Below are 15,428 nucleotides of genomic sequence, written 5' to 3'. Positions count from 1 at the left end.
AGTCCCTAAGTTGTCAGAATCGACGAACGCGCACCGCATGCTTCGCAGACTAGGAACGACAAGCGGTCTCTCCGCTCGACCCGGGTGTCAGGTCTGTGGCAGACCGGGCAGATCACGAACCTGTTCGAGTAAGCGCCAATTAGTCGGTTGATGGTTTCTCTGGAAAACTTGCCTTGGAAGTAGCCCTTGCCACCTTCGAAGGAGCCCGCTGTAGCCATCTCCTTGGCCAGGTATTTCAGAATCTGTAGCGGGTCTCTGTCCAAACGATCAGCAACATCTGCGAAGTTGTGAACTATGGTCCGAGCCCCAATCACCGATACCGATGCGATGGGAAGCTCGAAACGCTCCCCCGTCGAGCCAGGCTTCGTAATGCCCGCCAATGCCCTGTCAAGCAATTGATCATAGTTGTCCGTTGCGGCTACCCTAACTACAATACGCCTTTTCCGGTATTTCAACCGTTTCCAACAGCCGATTCCGCAAACCCTTATCACAATCCGAACGGCAAAACCCGAATTCTATTCTGGAAAAGGTGGAAAGACTGGGAAGATGGGTTGTATGCTGTGGATGGCCATACGTCAACGACCGTCCACACCTCGGAACCTTCACCCAGCTATTGTCCGCCGACGTCTACGCACGCTACCTTAGACTCAAGAGAGAGGACGTTGTCATGGTCAGTGGAAGCGACGAACATGGCACTCCAATTGAGGTAGAGGCTATCAAACTCGGCATACCCCCCCGACAGCTGACCAACAAGAACCACAAACTCATCGTCCATCTTATCAAGACCTTCCAGATCGAGTTTGACAACTACACTCGAACCGAGAGCCGAGTCCACAAAGACTTCGTCCGAGACTTCTACCTCAAAGTCGAAAAGAACGGCTACGTATACGGACAGAAGATAACCCAGCTCTACTGTCTCAAGGACAAACGCTTCCTCCCAGACCGCTTCGTCGAAGGCGAATGCCCCTACTGTCACAACCCCAACGCTCGCGGAGACCAGTGCGATAATTGTGGCCGCGTTCTCGACCCGAAAGACCTCATCAACCCGCGCTGTGCACTCGATCACGAGATCCCAGTCCAAAGAGAGTCCGAGCACTGGTTCTTCGATCTTCCCAAGCTCTCGGACCCACTTCGAAAATACATTGAAACAAATCCCAACTTTCCCGAAAACGCACGAAACTTCAGCCTAGCCTGGATCAGAGATGGGTTGAAACCTCGCTCGCTGACCCGCGACAACGCCTGGGGCATAGCAGCACCCTTCAAAGGAGCAAAGGGAAAAACCATCTACGTTTGGATGGAAGCCGTTCTTGGATACGTTTCCGCAACAAAGGAATGGGCCGAGAAAAAGAAGCGACCATCCCTATGGAAGAAATACTGGTTCGACCCAAAAAGCCGCAATGTTCACTTCATAGGAAAAGACAACATCCCATTTCACGTCGTAATCTTCCCGGGATTACTCCTAGCCACGAGGGAGAACTATGATCTGCCTTGGGAGGTATCATCTTCCGAGTACATACAGCTCGAAGGACAGAAATTCTCGAGGAGCAGAAAGATCGGAATCTGGATGGACGAGGCAGTTGAACTCGAAGCCCCAGAATACTGGCGCTACGCGTTGATCAGCCTTAGACCCGAACAGAAAGACACCAACTTCACATGGGACGAGTTCGCGAGAAAAGTCAACACCGAACTAAACGACGTCCTAGGGAACTACGTTCACCGAACCATATCATTCATCCAAACACACTACAAGGGAAAGGTTCCAGAATACTCAGTGACCAAGGAGCAGCACAGGATGATACTCGCATCTCTCAGCTCCATCTTGCCAAGAGTAGATGACAGGCTTGAACACTTCAGGCTGAAAGAGGCCTTGGAGCAAGTCGTCGAGCTTGCACGCGAAGGAAACCGGTACCTAAACGAGCACGAACCGTGGCGTCTCTACAAGACCGATGTTCAAGCCGCAGGCGAAACTCTCGGGGTCTCAGTACAAATCGTGGCAGCCCTGGGCATACTACTCCAGCCCTTCCTTCCCTCAACTTCCAAGAAGATCTGTTTGAGCTTGGCCAGAAAATCCAGTATTCCCTGGAAATCCGCAGGACAGCCGATCATCAAGCCTGGAGCGAGAATCGGCCTTCTCAAACCGTTGTTCCACAAGGTCAATGCCGAGAAGCTTCGAGCTAGACTGGAAGAGATCAGAAGCAGGGCTCCCAATGAAGCTGAAGCTTGACCTGCATGTGCACACTAACAGATCGAATGATGCATTCACATCACCCGAACAGCTAACAATCATTTGCAGAGATCGTGGACTCGACGGTCTAGCAATAACCGATCACAATATCCTCGCTTCAGATCGCAGCAACGAACTTGTAATCCTCCCCGGGATCGAGATATCGACACGAGACGGACACGTGATCGGGCTCGGGATTTCGGAGGCCGTTCCCCGAGGACTTTCAGCAGACGAGACGATCAGAAGAATCCGAGACCTCGGAGGGGTCTCCGCTATTCCTCATCCCTATGACTTGTTTCGGTCGAGCGTGAGACCCCATCTTCTGACCGTCCGTCCTGACGCAATTGAGGTGATCAATTCCTCCAGCTTCCTCCATTCCATTACCTGGAAACGCGCCCGGAAATTCGCGGAGAAAGAAAACTATCCTATGACGGCTGGGAGCGACTCTCACATTCCTCTGACTATCGGAAGAGCCTACAGTGAGATAGAAACTGGATCAAAAGAAGTCGAATCAGTGTTGGCCGCGCTCAAATCCGGATCTGTAAACCCGTTCGGGCGCCCAGTTCAGGCAACCGAACGATTTCGAAAGATTCTCCTTGGGAAGAAAGAGAAGAGCTAGTCTCTGTTGATTTGAACCTGTTCCATTTGGTACAGTGGAACTGAAAGAGTTGTGAGCTCATCTCCGTCTTCTTGGCCGTATTCGGCGTCGTAGAGTTCCACGAAGTCGATGAAGCCGTTCAGCGCGGTCCCGTAGGTGTAGCCCGTTAGGAAGAGGCATACCGAGGGCTCGGACCGTGTGTAGACACTTCCGTGAATGAAAGAGACATCAGATCCAACCAGGGAAACAAGCGCGTCGTATGCGTGAGCAAACTGAGCAGTGCTAAGAGTCGCGGGTCCTCGATAGAGAAGCAGTGCTCCCTTGGCCTCTTTCAAAGGCAAGTTGGCAGAGGGCGTTCTCAGGGCCTGAATAACCGCTGACTGAAGCGTGTCCCCGGTTCTGAGCGCAAAATTGCAGACTGTGGCGAGGTCTCCTTTCGCTAGAACTTCCAGAATATCTCTAGCCTCGACGTCTTCCGCTCCTGACAGTAGCTCGGTGAGACTTCGAACGGCGAAGCTCGCGGTCTCGTCAGTGGTTCTTGTGGCCGTGCTCAGATAGTCTCGGTCAACTCCATTGTCTATGACGATGGTGCAATCGCAAGCCTCGACCATTCTCTTGAGCCCTCGCAGAGCGATGAATCGACGCTCTCTCTCATGAATGAACGGAATAGCAACGACGGATACGACCGGGCGAACTGGGGTCCGCGATTTTTGAGCGATGATCGGTGCACTTTCAGTGCCAGTACCTCCTCCGAGGCCAGTCAGAACGATTGTGAAGTCAGAACCGTCTGTGAAACCCGTAACTCGATGTGCAGCCGACTGGAACGTTCTCTGGTCATCTCGTTTTGTAACCACTTTTGTGGCCGCCGAACCAACTGTCTGATCTAGGAAGACCTTGTTTCTCGCCAGGGACCGAGAGAGCTGTCCTCTATCGGTATTGACCGCTACGCAGCGGCTCGCGCTGACTCCTCCCCCTATTGCATGACTCAACAGGTTGTTCCCCGCACCCCCTACTCCAACGACAGAGACCCTAAGGGCAGGATTCGTTAGCCTCTCGTCGGAAGAGATTTCTTCAGCTGACAAAATCGATCAGTACAATTGGGAAGAGAACGATCATATATCATATGATAGCGAGAACGTATTCAAAACGTAATACGAAATGATAAACTGCGCGGGTCAGCTAATAAGCTAACCTCTTGGACGCTGGACGAAACAGTCAAGTCTGCTCTCGCCCACCGTTAATTGTCTTAGGCGGACATGTCATGAAGATGACAGTCTTCGCAGAACCCGAACATAGTCAAGACGCTTGATTCTGGATCTTAGGATTGTTCCACTTTAGGGTGAGGGTTTTAGGATGCGACGCCTTGACCTCATCAATTCTTCCAACGGAAGTGTCGTGGGGAGCACTTCGTAGTTTTTCAGGATCAGTCTCGGCTTCTCTTCCGGCTTTGATGAATGCTTCTACAAGCTCGTCGAGGTCCCTCAGACTCTCAGTCTCTGGCGCTTCTACCATCATCGCCTCTTCCACAATCTGCGGGAAATAGACTGTCGGGGAATGAACTCCCCAATCCAGCATTCTCTTCCCAATATCCAGTGCTCTCACGCTTGTCTGTTCGCTGATCTTCTTGGCGCTCAGGACGAACTCGTGTTTCCTCTGCCGACTATATGGAAGCTCAAACTTGGTGTGCTCGAGAACTCTGGCCAGAACATAGTTCGTGTTAAGAACCGCGGTCTCAGCAACGGCCTTGAGCCCGTCCGGGCCGAGACTTAGGATATAGGCGTAGGCTCTAACCAAGACACCAATATTGCCGTGAAACGCCGTAACCTTTCCCACTGAGTGCGGAATATCGGAGTCGAAGAAGTACTTCGTGCCATCAAAACCAACCAGTGGAACGGGCAAGAACTGTTCGAGGTCCTTTCTAACGCCTACGGGTCCAGCACCGGGTCCACCACCGCCGTGAGGAGTCGCGAAGGTCTTGTGAAGATTGAGATGAACAATATCGAATCCCATGTCTCCAGGCCGAACCTTCCCTAGAATCGCGTTGAAGTTTGCACCATCATAGTACAGCAGACCTCCCGCATCGTGAACGGCTTTCGCGATCGGGAGAATATTCTTCTCGAAAATTCCGAGGGTATTGGGGTTCGTGATCATCAAACCAGCTGTTCTGGACCCTACTACGTTTCGGAGAGCCTCAAGATCTACCATGCCCTCACTGCTGGACGGGACCACGACAACGCTGAATCCTGCCATCGCTGCACTGGCGGGATTTGTTCCGTGAGCAGAGTCGGGGATTATCATTTCACGTCGCTGTTCCAATTCTCCTTTCGACTTGTGGTAGGCGCGCATTATGAGAGCTCCAAGATATTCTCCAGCGGCGCCAGCGACAGGCTGGAGAGACATTCGACTCATCCCTGTAATCTCCGCCAGAAACCTATCCAGCCGGTACAACAGACCGAGAATTCCCTGCACTGTCGACTCGTCTTGCTCTGGGTGAATTTTCTCGAGCTTAGGGTTCTGAGCGATAGCTTCGGAGACTTTCGGGTTGTACTTCATGGTACAACTGCCGAGAGGGTAGATTCCCAAGTCCACCGAAAAGTTCTCCTGCGAGAGGCGGGTGTAGTGGCGAACTACTTCAGGCTCCGAAATCTCAGGTAGCGGGGGCAGTCCATTTCTCAGCAGAGCCTTTGGAACGCTCTTCCAGATGTCCTGTCCAACAATCTTCCGCTCGATATCACTCGGGATCGCAGGATTATGTCCTTTCTTACCATCGCCCGACCTCTCGATGATGAGTGGCTCGTCCCACTTTGCCTGGTGATACATTTTGCTACGCCTTCTGAAGCTTTTCGATGAGGAGCCGGAGCTTGTCAATCGCTTCGGTGCTGTGAACTTCTGTTACGCAGAATAGCGCGCTTTCGCCCAGCTCGGGGAAATCCTTGACAAGACTCTTACCACCATGAACTCCGTGGCTAAGCAGCGACTTGTTCAACTTGGCCAGAGTTCCCTTCGCTCCTTTGAACGAAGCGACAAACTCCTGATAGTGCGGGCTGGTGAAGCGGGGTACTATGACGCCCGGTATCTCGCTAAGCGTCTTGATCGCATAGCTCGTTTTGACGAGGATGCTCTCGAAGAGTTGGCGGAGGCCCTGTGGCCCTAAGAGCGAAAGATAAGCAGCTGCCCCGATAGCGAAGAGAGCCTCGTTTGTGCAGATGTTGGACGTCGCCTTTTCTCGGCGAATATGTTGTTCTCTGGTTTGAAGAACCATGCTGAACGCCCTCTCTTTTCCGTCCAGAGTGGTGGTCATACCGATCAGCCTGCCGGGAAGTTGACGGATCAAGTTCTCGCCTCGGCACCCGATGATTCCGAGAGCCGGTCCACCGAAGTTCATCTCTGTCGATATCGACTGCCCCTCGGCGATCACGATGTCAGCTCCGTACTCTCCTGGAGGCTTCAATCCTCCTAGCGATATCGGATCAAAGCCAATTATTGACAAGGCGCCTTTCGAATGGCAGATCGAAGGAATGTTGGCGACTTCTGGATCAAGAACTCCGAAGAATGATGGAACTTCGCAATAAACTGCGGCGGTATCTCGGTCGACTTTCGATTGCAAGTCGGACGGACTTAGCCCGCCTGTTTCCATGTCATACATGAAGGTCTCGAGTCCGATGCCAGCGGGCTCGGTGTAGTTTTTCAGAACCGAAAACTTAGCAGGATGCAGGCTTTGCGGGACGAGAATCTTTTTCCTTCCAGTAGCCCTAGAAGCCATACGGGCCGCCTCGCCCAAAGCCGTTGAACCGTCATAGAGCGATGAATTGACCGCGTCCATCTGGGTGAGGTCAGCGACCAGGGATTGGAACTCGAAAAGAGACTGGAGGAGTCCTTGGGAGATTTCAGCCTGATAGGGAGTGTACGAGGTCTGAAACTCGGTCCGTCCTAGAATAGCCTTGACAGCCGCGGGGAGATAGTGGTTGTAGATGCCTCCTCCTAGAAAGAGCGGCATGTCACTTGCAGATTTGTTCTCGGCCAGTAAACGCTCGACATGACCCTTGACCTCTTGTTCCGAAGGAAGCCAGTCAATCTTCAATGGACGGTTTACGCGAACCTGGCTTGGAATATCGGAAAAGAGTTCATCGATGGAGGCGACTCCGATCGCCTCAAGCATCGTTTTTCGAATCGATGCGCCTGCGTTGGGGAGAAAGGGATGGTCGAATGTCGCCATCTGAATTCTGAACGCGTCGGTTCCCGACTACTGATAATCCTTCGCCCTGGAATCATTTCTTTTATAATGGGCTTCATCCTCTCGCGGTCATGCTTCCCAGCGGGTGGGACGTCACTGCCGCCGTCCTTCTTGCAATTGTATCGTTTCCAGTATCCCTGGTTCTCACCCGTTTTTTCATGAAGGTGAATTCCAAGAGAGGGATAATTGGAATAGATGTCCACAAATTGAACAAACCGCGGATTCCCGAGATGTGCGGCGCCGCGATCCCAATTACACTGATACTCTTGTCCTTGGCCTACGTTCTTGTCGGGGGCGGCAACTCGATAATGATGCTGGCCTTCTCCCTGGTTGTCGGGTCCGCAGCAATTGTTGGAGCGGTCGACGACCGGCTGAAGATGAGAGGCATCTACAAGCCTCTGCTTACTCTCCTGTGCGGTCTACCCATCGTAGCTCTTGGATTGCTCTATCCCAATCAGGTGTACAATCCAACCCTGCAAGTTCCAATATTCGGAATGTTCCACCTCCCGGTCATCTACCCGCTGAGCATACCTGTCGCCATCTCAGTAACCTCGAACACCACAAACATGCTTGACCCTTTGAACGGAACCATGGCCGGCGGGGTCTCCATAATATCCGCGGCACTTCTCATCGGGATCCTCATCACCGACCCGGTGCCGAGCACAGTCTTTCTTTATGCCGCTCTGCTCTTTTCTGTGCTGGGTTTCTTCTATTTCAACAGGTACCCATCGAGAGCCTTCGCGGGAAATGTGGGACAATTGTCCGTCGGGGCTGCGCTAGGCGCCCTAGCGATCCTCGGCCGAAGCGAGATAGCAAGTATAGTTGCGATGTTTCCCAACATCCAGAATTCCTTCTTTTTCCTTTCCAAGATCAAGAGGTTTACTGAGCATAGAGCATTGACCGCAAAGCCGACAAGATTGCTAGATGATAGCCGTCTTGCCTCCTCATCGGATCCCAAAGCACCCTTGACCCTAGTCAGAACCCTGCTCGTCGGTCGACCGGCTCGAGAGAAAGAGATCGTGTCCACGATCTTTGCACTCTACCTAATTTCAGGTGGACTAGCACTTGTTACGATGCTTCTGATAGGGTGAAAAACCTGAACAAACGCGCCATTGCCCTACAACTCCTCGTCTTCGTGACCCAGTGGGCGCTTATGATAATTGGATTTGGAATCCTTGCCCTAGTAATCGCACCCCTTCGCATAGAACCGGACCCGAGTCTAGGGCGCTACTTTGCAGCCGCTGTAAAAGGAGCGATAGCCCTAGTCTTGTCGATTTCCTGGCTCTTCATCTGGGACCGCCAGGTACGACTGTATTTCTACAGGAAGAGAGAAGGCACAGCAGAAGCTGTCTAGGAGAAATCTTCTGCGCGCCATCGAGCGCCCTGCACGATTGTGAAGCCCATGTCAGTATTCTTGGTAAACCAGAGATTCGCAGGCAATGCGTTCAGAGCCTTGCACGACGGGATCCTCTCCCCCAGACAAATCCTTGCAGCCAGCCATGGAAAGTTCCATTCGGGATGACCCAGTTTCAAGGAGGCCAGAGTAAGGTAGTGAACATTGGTTGTGAACCTGCAGTTAATCTCCGTCGGACGTGGATTGCCTCTGCTGTCTCCTTTTAGATCGACACAGAATACGCCGTGAGGTATCTCTGATACCGCTCTAATAGCCTCTAGAGCTGTCGTGTTTACTTTGTTTGAATGAACGACCCTGTTTAGCTTGGATGTTCCCCCTGAACCTACGGTCCGGTGTCCCACCCAGCTTAGACGTTCACGGACCATTGAGGTCACTAACTTTCCCTCATTCCAGATCGACATGAAGCAGAAGTCTCGGTTTGGAAGATACTCTTCTACGATGAAGTCGGTATTCATTCCTTCCGTCCAGTGATATCCAATCCAGTATTCTACACTTCGCCAAGTTCTCGCGAGGCAGCTCAGGCTACCCCCGGCTCCCTGCCTCGCCCTAACCCAGCAAGGAAACCTTAGCCTCCTAACCAGTTGTCTCGTCCTTGCACCCCGCGGGGAGAGAATAATTGACTCTCTTCTGAGTCCCTGCTTGAACCATCTAGACAAGGCCTCATACTTGTCTTGGCAGACCTCCACGGCTTCACGGTCAGGCAAGAACATTGCAGCGCGCACCTCATCCCTAGCATTTGACAATCGGCCTACTTCCGAGTCGGGCTGAGGAACCACCATCTCGACCTTGTCTTTCGTGATCACCTGGTTGAGGCGTGGAAGGTATCGAGGGCTGTTAGCTGGGGGGAGCTGATAGGCTCTATCGATCCATTTGTTGAGTTCAATACTAGTCCTGTCGATGTCCGTTCCGTCAAGGAGTATGTTCTTGCCATCTTTGCTCACCCTCAAACTCCAGCAAACATTGTTGCCCGCGCTACCTCCGGCACCAGTGACAAGAATACTTCGCATGACGATACCTGTATCGCGATTCGTGCTTGTATGGGAATAAATAAGTAGGGAGTCGCTTCGGATGCTAACCAAAGTCGCACGGTGCACATGGTTTCTCCAAATGAGGGCGCTCGTACTTTCGCTTCTACTGTTGGCGCTATTGTCAGCCCAACTTCCTAGCCCGGCTCACTCTCAGACCACCTGTACCTCGAGTAGTTGTTCCGTTACGCTAAGTAGATCGATTGTTACGAACAATTGGGGTGTCACCTTTGTCAGCGATCAGTTTACTCTGACCACAGGGTCCTCGCAAGTGTCCCAGATCACCCTTGGTATACCGTCTTCCCTTAGCGCCAAACTCCGATTTACAGGGGCAGTGGATTCGCAATCAAACCAGCTTCGGATTTCACCCCCAGCCCAAGCCCCCCTACCTTCTGGGGGCAATTACTCAACGATCGACATCGCTTTCCCCGCCCCTAGGATTGGAGCCTACACCTTCAATCTTACAAGTGTATATTCAGACCTGTTGAATTTCAACACAACCTCAAACAACTTTGCCTTTACGTTCGAACCCTTTCCTCTAACTGACGGAACCTACAGCGTTCCCAGCGCTCAAGTCTCCGTGAAGACCAGTGACTGGCCATCTCCGAAAATATCCGGAATCAATGGGACCTTCGCCAGCGCCACCTTCACCTCTCAAACCACTACGCTGAAGCCTTACAATACCACGATGGCGACCATGACGTTCTCCTCGTCTGGCACCAGCCAGACCATTTTCGACGTTGTAGCAAATAGGACCATCACGCTTGCGCAGGCGGGGGCCATTCAAGTTGCGGATTCTTACAACATGACGAACGAGGGACATGACCTTTCAAGTCTCACCCTACCCCTTCCCAAGGGCGTTCAGACGGCAATGGCAAGCGACATTATTGGAACAGTTAGTACCCTTAGTGCGGCGGCAGGCACTGATGGAACAAATGCAGTGACTTTCATTCCGAGATTTGGGACAATAAGGGCGGGCGCCTCGTCTTCAGTCAAGATTAGCTACTCGCTCCCTACCCAGTCCTACTTGACCTCTAAGGGATTAGGCCGATTTGAGCTGAACTTTCGGCTCTTTGAGAATGTCAAGTTCTTTGAACCGACGCTACAACTGAAAATCGTGACCCCGGTGGGATTCCGCCTGAACTCATTCAGCGGGCAAACATTCACGAGTTCCGGCAACCAGATTCTCGTGCAAATATCCACAGTTACACCGATGTCCAACCTCTCATTTACGATGGACTACCAACTTGACCCGTTCTGGGCGAGCCTCTCGGCCCTCGGTTGGGCAGGACTCGCCGTAGGATCTATTGCGGCCCTTGTACTGGCAGTCGGTGCGACCAGCGCTGCAGGCGTAGTGACTTCCGGCGCTCCATCTGAGCTTATCGGAAGGTTCGTTGAATTCTACGATGAAAAATCCGCTATGCGACTCGAAGCAGAGAAGATGGATGAGGATCTCGCAAGGGGAGCGCTCAACCGTCATGAATACAAGAGGCGAAGACGCGTCATCGACCTAAGAATCGCAGAACTAGACAGAACCCTGGCGCCAATTAAGGATCAATTATCAAAGGCAAACCCGAGATACCAAGACATGATCAAGAGACTCGAGCGAGCCGAAGCCGACATCCAAGTAGTTCGGACAACATCTGCGGACCTGAGGAATCAATACCGGAGCGGACGAATCGCTAGAGAACTGTATGAGTCTTTGATGTCGGACCTTGCCAAGAGGAAGGAGAAGGCTCAACAGACACTCGACACCATAGTCATTAATCTCAGAGAGGAGACTAGGTAAGAATCCCCTGGTCCCCCGATAATTGAAAATCCGAATAGAAGAATACGACAACTGGTTGACTCAAGAACTTGAGAAAGCACTACGCCCTACGAATAACAAAGCGGGAAAACTCTCAGACGACGCGCGAAGGGCGATAGACGAAGCTCGGAGCTTTTTCGACGAACTCGCTCGCAAAGCCGACGGAAACCTGGCGACCAAGAAAGACCCGATCTCATATCGAGCCGCAAGAGTCGTGGGACGTGTGGCACGCGACGCGGTCTCTAGCGTGGAAAAGATTCAGACTCCGCAAGATGTCACGTGGGATTCCTACAAAGTTCTACGCGACAACCTATCGAACACTGCACGCTCCCTCAGAGAAACCAGAAACAATACCCAGAGAGAAATCCACGGACTCTACCTACTGGACATGCTTTCATTCTCTGGAATCGTGGACAGAATGGCGAAGGTAGGAGAAAAAATATCTCAATTTCTCGAGGGAGACGGCGAGAACCTCCAACGTGCAAAGACACTAACTGGAACCGTTGAGACGATCCATCAGATTAGAGTGCAACTAGAGGAGAAGAAGAAAGAGAGTCTCGAACTTCAGCGAAACCTTCAGGGACTTTCGTCTACAGTGAAACAGCTGACAAGTGAGCTAGAACAGATAACGTCCAACGATTCACTCAAACAAGTTCTAGAGATCGAGAAGGAACTCCGGAAGGAAAGCAGAGATTTCAGAACCGACACACTAACCCATCTTCGCCGACCCCTCCGAAAGCTAAGGGATCTTTCCCAGCGAGGCGAAATTGCGTTAAGATCCGAGGAGAGAGAAGCGCTGGGCGAGTACATCCAGTCCCCCTATAGGAGCTTCCTTTCTCGAAACTCCGGACCATACCTTACGCCGATTCTAACGAACCTCAAAAGTGCCCTGGACTCAGGCAAGATGGGGCTTAGTCACAGGAAGACTACTAGAGTCGTGGTTCAGCTCGACCAGCTAACGACGACTGAACATTTGGCGAAGAAACAGAGTAGAGGCAGAAACCTTCTGGGTCAACGACAGCGACTCCTCCACGACCCGACCTGCAAGAATCTCTATCTTGAGAGGAAGATCCTTCTCAAGAAGATCGACGAGGGAAAGAATGAGGAGCTTCAAGCCACGGAGAGACTCCGCTCGGCCGGGGAGAAGATCGGGGTGCTGAACAAGCACTTCGAAGAGTTCTTGGTGCAAGCAGAGTCGAAGACCAAGGAGTACTTATCACGCGACGTGCAGATAGAACGACCGCGACTCTCCAGATAGATCCTCGACCACACTTGATCTCGCGACAAGCCACTTCTCGATATCGAAACTAAGACGATTGCTTCAGGCACTTACCTATTCTCCGGAGTAGAGACATGAACATCCTTGGGGTTAGTGTACCCGTTTGCGTGTTTCTTGGGCTTGGATGATACGACGCGAATAGCTTGCGGCCGTCCGAGAGGTCGAGTTCGAGCCCGTGCTCAAACTTTGGAATCTTGGATGTGAAAAGGTTGTTCTTTTTCAACAGGGTCATCGTCGAAAGATAAGCAAAGTGTCCTAGGCAGAGAATGACCTTGGACCTTTCGCATATCTCCAATTCCGATCTCAGGAAGTGCTCGCAATTCGACATTTCTTCACTCGAGGGCTTATTTTCAGGCGGGACACACTTTACCGCAGCCGTCATGTAGACACCTTGTAGCTCCAATCCATCATTCACATCAACAGATCGCGGCTGATTTGCATATCCAGCGTCGAAGAGCGCTTTCACAAGAAAGTCTGCGCTCCTATCTCCTGTGAACACTCTTCCCGTTCGATTCCCGCCGTGAGGTGCAGGGGCTAATCCTATCACGAACATCATAGCTGCGAAATCTCCGAAACCCGGGACGGGTCGGCCCCAGTAGTTCCAGTTCAGGAACTGTCTTTTCCTGACTTTGGCCACTGACTCTCGGTACTTGACCAGTCGGGGACACGCGCGACATTGAACAACCTCCTCTGTTAGTGTCAGAAGTCGTTCTCTTGCCGAAGACGAGACCCGACGGACTGAACCTTCGTTCATTTGGCCACTCTGTTTATTCTGTTTGCACGTTTAGCGATAGATTCACAAGTTCAGTGTAACATTGCTTGACGAGACCGCTCAATCGCATCTCGTCATATAAGGGAGGTGCCATAGGCCACTTATATGAGAGGTCTAGGAGTTTCACGATTTTTCCGATCTAGAGAGGCTGATTCTGACGATATTGAGCCCTCGGAATGTTCCCATTAGCTATTTTCTGCGAATCAATCTCTTAGTGATTATCCAGAATAGAATGTCTTAGCAATGATCGTTAGTGTACTAAACAACAAGGGCGGCACTGGAAAGACCACTACCGCAGTCAACCTTGCAACGGCGACCGCGATCGAAGGCAAGAAGACACTCATCGTAGACTTGGACCCTCAGGGAAACGCGACAACCGGACTAGGCTTTGAGAAAGCAACGCTCTCATCAACAATCTACAACGTTCTATCGCAATCACGAAGAGCCGAGGAAGTCCTCCTAAGTACCCGCATCGAGAGGCTCTCATTGCTACCAAGCAATTTGGACCTAGCCGGCGCAGAGGTCGAGCTGTCATCAACTCCGGGTAGAGAATACGTACTCAGAGAATCCATCGGCCCTGTCAAAGACCAGTTTGAACAAATTGTGATTGATTGTCCGCCAAACATTGGACTGCTCACACTCAATGCTCTCGTAGCGTCGGACCTGGTCCTCATCCCAGTACAATGCGAGTTCTACCCAATGGAGGGACTACCAACGCTTCTCAAAGTCATGGACCTCGTGAGATCCCGATTGAAAGCAGCTTTTGACTACAGGATTATACTGACAATGTACGACCGAAGAACAGCGCTATCACGGCGCGTCATGCAACAAGTCAACCAAAACTTTGGCGAGCGGGTACTGAAATCTGTGATTCCCAGATCAGTCCGGATGGCCGAGGCTCCAAGCAAAGGGTTGCCAGGCATAGTGTACCGGCCGAGAAACCCCGCCTCAGAACAATACCTGGTACTTGCAAAAGAACTACTTCAGGTCCAACCAGTCGCAATAGCTTAGAACAATTGCACAAAGAAGACATCGGCCAATCACTACAAACATACCTCCCAACAGTCCCTTTTTGTTTTCCATATCATTAGACGGCTGCAACCCGTCGTTGGTGTCGGGTTCTTCAATTCCGTATCGTCCTGAAAACCCTCAGAGAGAACTTTCTTTGAGGGATGATAGAACTTCACCTAGAGTCATGTAGGATGCCTCAGGAAGCTTCTCTAGGACTGATGCGACTCTCGCTCGTACCTCCGGAGTCTTGTCATAGAGCTTCCAACCTTGCTTGCTGATGAGTTCTGACCTGCTAGTCGGGAACTCCGTATCTTCCTCCAGGACCTCTCTTAGTGATTCGAGCCCAACTTGCCCTGTTAGCGAGGGGAACCTTCCGGAGTTCAGGAAAGTCTTCAGACGCGCCGCGTCCCGATACATTCTGACTCCGTGAAACGCTAGAATGCTTTTCTCGAATTTCAGACCTGAAGCCTTGGCCGCGATACCCTGAAGCTCGTTGTCGTCAAACTCGTACGCGTTCTCGCTTCCGTTCCCGAACAGTCTGCTGTAGAGAGAGTTCGACTCTACTTTTGGGTCCTGTCTTGAAATGTCAACACTATGCATGGCGTCGTGGTCTTGAAGCGTCTTCAACGTTTCCTCTGTTGGCTCTCCCCCACGAAACTCGATGGCGATGCGACTCCTGCCGACGCTTATGTTCGAAAGAAACGAGTTGAGTTTCGGAGCAAGTTCTTTGCTTCCGACGAGTGTCGCTGGGATTAGAATTGTCAGAATAGTTGCCTGCAATTGTCTGCAGGTTTTTTCTATAGAGTCGATAATGCGGAGTGATTTTGGAGTCGACTCTAATCGATAAAGTTCCGCAACATCCCTATGACACCTAAGCGAGAACTCGAACCCAGGCGGGACCCTTCTGCGCCAACTCGCTACCCTCGCCGGAGTCGGCAATCGGTAGTAAGTGCTGTTTACTTCTACGAAATCGTAGGCTGACGAATACGCCTTTAGCCGGTCGCCATGAGAGACAAAGAAATAGCTCCATCCTCCCGCGCCGATGTGAAGCGGACCCATACCTT

General features: G+C 51.7%; 14 protein-coding genes. 7 read left to right on the top strand and 7 right to left on the bottom strand.

Annotated elements, in window-relative coordinates; translation table 11 throughout:
• Positions 1 to 5 precede the first annotated feature (5 nt).
• Positions 6 to 455, bottom strand: a complete 450-nt coding sequence (locus VGS11_07935; GenBank protein ID HEV2120014.1) for a translation initiation factor IF-2 subunit beta — start codon at positions 453 to 455, stop codon at positions 6 to 8.
• 74 nt (positions 456 to 529) lie between these two features.
• On the opposite strand from VGS11_07935, the gene metG reads away from it, so the two are divergent.
• Both metG and VGS11_07925 read left to right on the top strand, forming a co-directional pair.
• Entirely contained in the window at positions 530 to 2,224 is a 1,695-nt protein-coding gene (metG, locus tag VGS11_07930) for a methionine--tRNA ligase (GenBank protein ID HEV2120013.1), read from the top strand.
• Entirely contained in the window at positions 2,208 to 2,843 is a 636-nt protein-coding gene (locus VGS11_07925; protein HEV2120012.1) for a PHP domain-containing protein, read from the top strand. Before metG ends, VGS11_07925 begins: the two co-directional genes overlap by 17 nt.
• On the opposite strand, the gene VGS11_07920 is transcribed toward VGS11_07925, so the two are convergent.
• From VGS11_07920 to gcvPA, 3 genes are all read right to left on the bottom strand, one after another.
• Positions 2,840 to 3,904, bottom strand: a complete 1,065-nt coding sequence (locus VGS11_07920) for a hypothetical protein (protein ID HEV2120011.1) — start codon at positions 3,902 to 3,904, stop codon at positions 2,840 to 2,842. The genes VGS11_07925 and VGS11_07920 overlap by 4 nt on opposite strands.
• Positions 3,905 to 4,118: 214 nt before the next feature.
• A complete protein-coding gene (gene gcvPB, locus VGS11_07915; protein ID HEV2120010.1) occupies positions 4,119 to 5,642 on the bottom strand; it encodes an aminomethyl-transferring glycine dehydrogenase subunit GcvPB in 1,524 nt (507 codons plus the stop codon).
• Positions 5,643 to 5,646: 4 nt separating this feature from the next.
• Positions 5,647 to 7,038, bottom strand: a complete 1,392-nt coding sequence (gene gcvPA / locus VGS11_07910) for an aminomethyl-transferring glycine dehydrogenase subunit GcvPA (GenBank protein HEV2120009.1) — start codon at positions 7,036 to 7,038, stop codon at positions 5,647 to 5,649.
• 89 nt (positions 7,039 to 7,127) lie between these two features.
• Here gcvPA and VGS11_07905 point away from each other — a divergent pair, with 89 nt between their 5' ends.
• Complete coding sequence (locus VGS11_07905; protein HEV2120008.1) at positions 7,128 to 8,147, top strand: hypothetical protein; 1,020 nt, start codon at positions 7,128 to 7,130, stop codon at positions 8,145 to 8,147.
• A complete protein-coding gene (locus VGS11_07900; protein ID HEV2120007.1) occupies positions 8,144 to 8,410 on the top strand; it encodes a hypothetical protein in 267 nt (88 codons plus the stop codon). The genes VGS11_07905 and VGS11_07900 overlap by 4 nt, the downstream gene beginning before the upstream one ends.
• On the opposite strand, the gene VGS11_07895 is transcribed toward VGS11_07900, so the two are convergent.
• The gene (locus tag VGS11_07895; GenBank protein HEV2120006.1) at positions 8,407 to 9,477 is read right to left on the bottom strand and encodes a hypothetical protein; all 1,071 of its coding nucleotides are present in this window, start codon (positions 9,475 to 9,477) and stop codon (positions 8,407 to 8,409) included. The two genes, VGS11_07900 and VGS11_07895, sit on opposite strands and share 4 nt — an antisense overlap.
• 289 nt (positions 9,478 to 9,766) lie before the next feature.
• Between VGS11_07895 and VGS11_07890 the strand changes: the two genes are divergently transcribed.
• The gene (locus VGS11_07890) at positions 9,767 to 11,284 is read left to right on the top strand and encodes a hypothetical protein (protein HEV2120005.1); all 1,518 of its coding nucleotides are present in this window, start codon (positions 9,767 to 9,769) and stop codon (positions 11,282 to 11,284) included.
• Positions 11,285 to 11,339: 55 nt separating this feature from the next.
• On the top strand, positions 11,340 to 12,560 hold the full coding sequence (locus VGS11_07885) for a hypothetical protein (protein ID HEV2120004.1): 1,221 nt from the start codon (positions 11,340 to 11,342) through the stop codon (positions 12,558 to 12,560).
• Between the two features lie 49 nt (positions 12,561 to 12,609).
• On the opposite strand, the gene VGS11_07880 is transcribed toward VGS11_07885, so the two are convergent.
• Positions 12,610 to 13,218: a uracil-DNA glycosylase gene (locus tag VGS11_07880; protein HEV2120003.1), complete on the bottom strand. Its 609-nt coding sequence runs from the start codon at positions 13,216 to 13,218 to the stop codon at positions 12,610 to 12,612.
• 378 nt (positions 13,219 to 13,596) lie between these two features.
• Here VGS11_07880 and VGS11_07875 point away from each other — a divergent pair, with 378 nt between their 5' ends.
• Positions 13,597 to 14,364 carry a ParA family protein gene (locus VGS11_07875; GenBank protein ID HEV2120002.1) on the top strand — a complete coding sequence of 256 codons (768 nt, stop codon included), beginning with the start codon at positions 13,597 to 13,599 and terminating at the stop codon, positions 14,362 to 14,364.
• 138 nt (positions 14,365 to 14,502) lie between these two features.
• Here the strand turns inward: VGS11_07875 and VGS11_07870 are convergent, their stop codons facing one another.
• Positions 14,503 to 15,423, bottom strand: a complete 921-nt coding sequence (locus VGS11_07870) for a DUF72 domain-containing protein (protein ID HEV2120001.1) — start codon at positions 15,421 to 15,423, stop codon at positions 14,503 to 14,505.
• Between the last annotated feature and the right edge of the window lie 5 nt (positions 15,424 to 15,428).

The sequence above is a fragment of the Candidatus Bathyarchaeia archaeon genome (assembly GCA_035935655.1).
Lineage (GTDB): Archaea > Thermoproteota > Bathyarchaeia > 40CM-2-53-6 > 40CM-2-53-6 > 40CM-2-53-6.
Note: the sequence above shows the minus strand (reverse complement) of the source record. Positions and strands in the feature narration are given on the sequence as shown.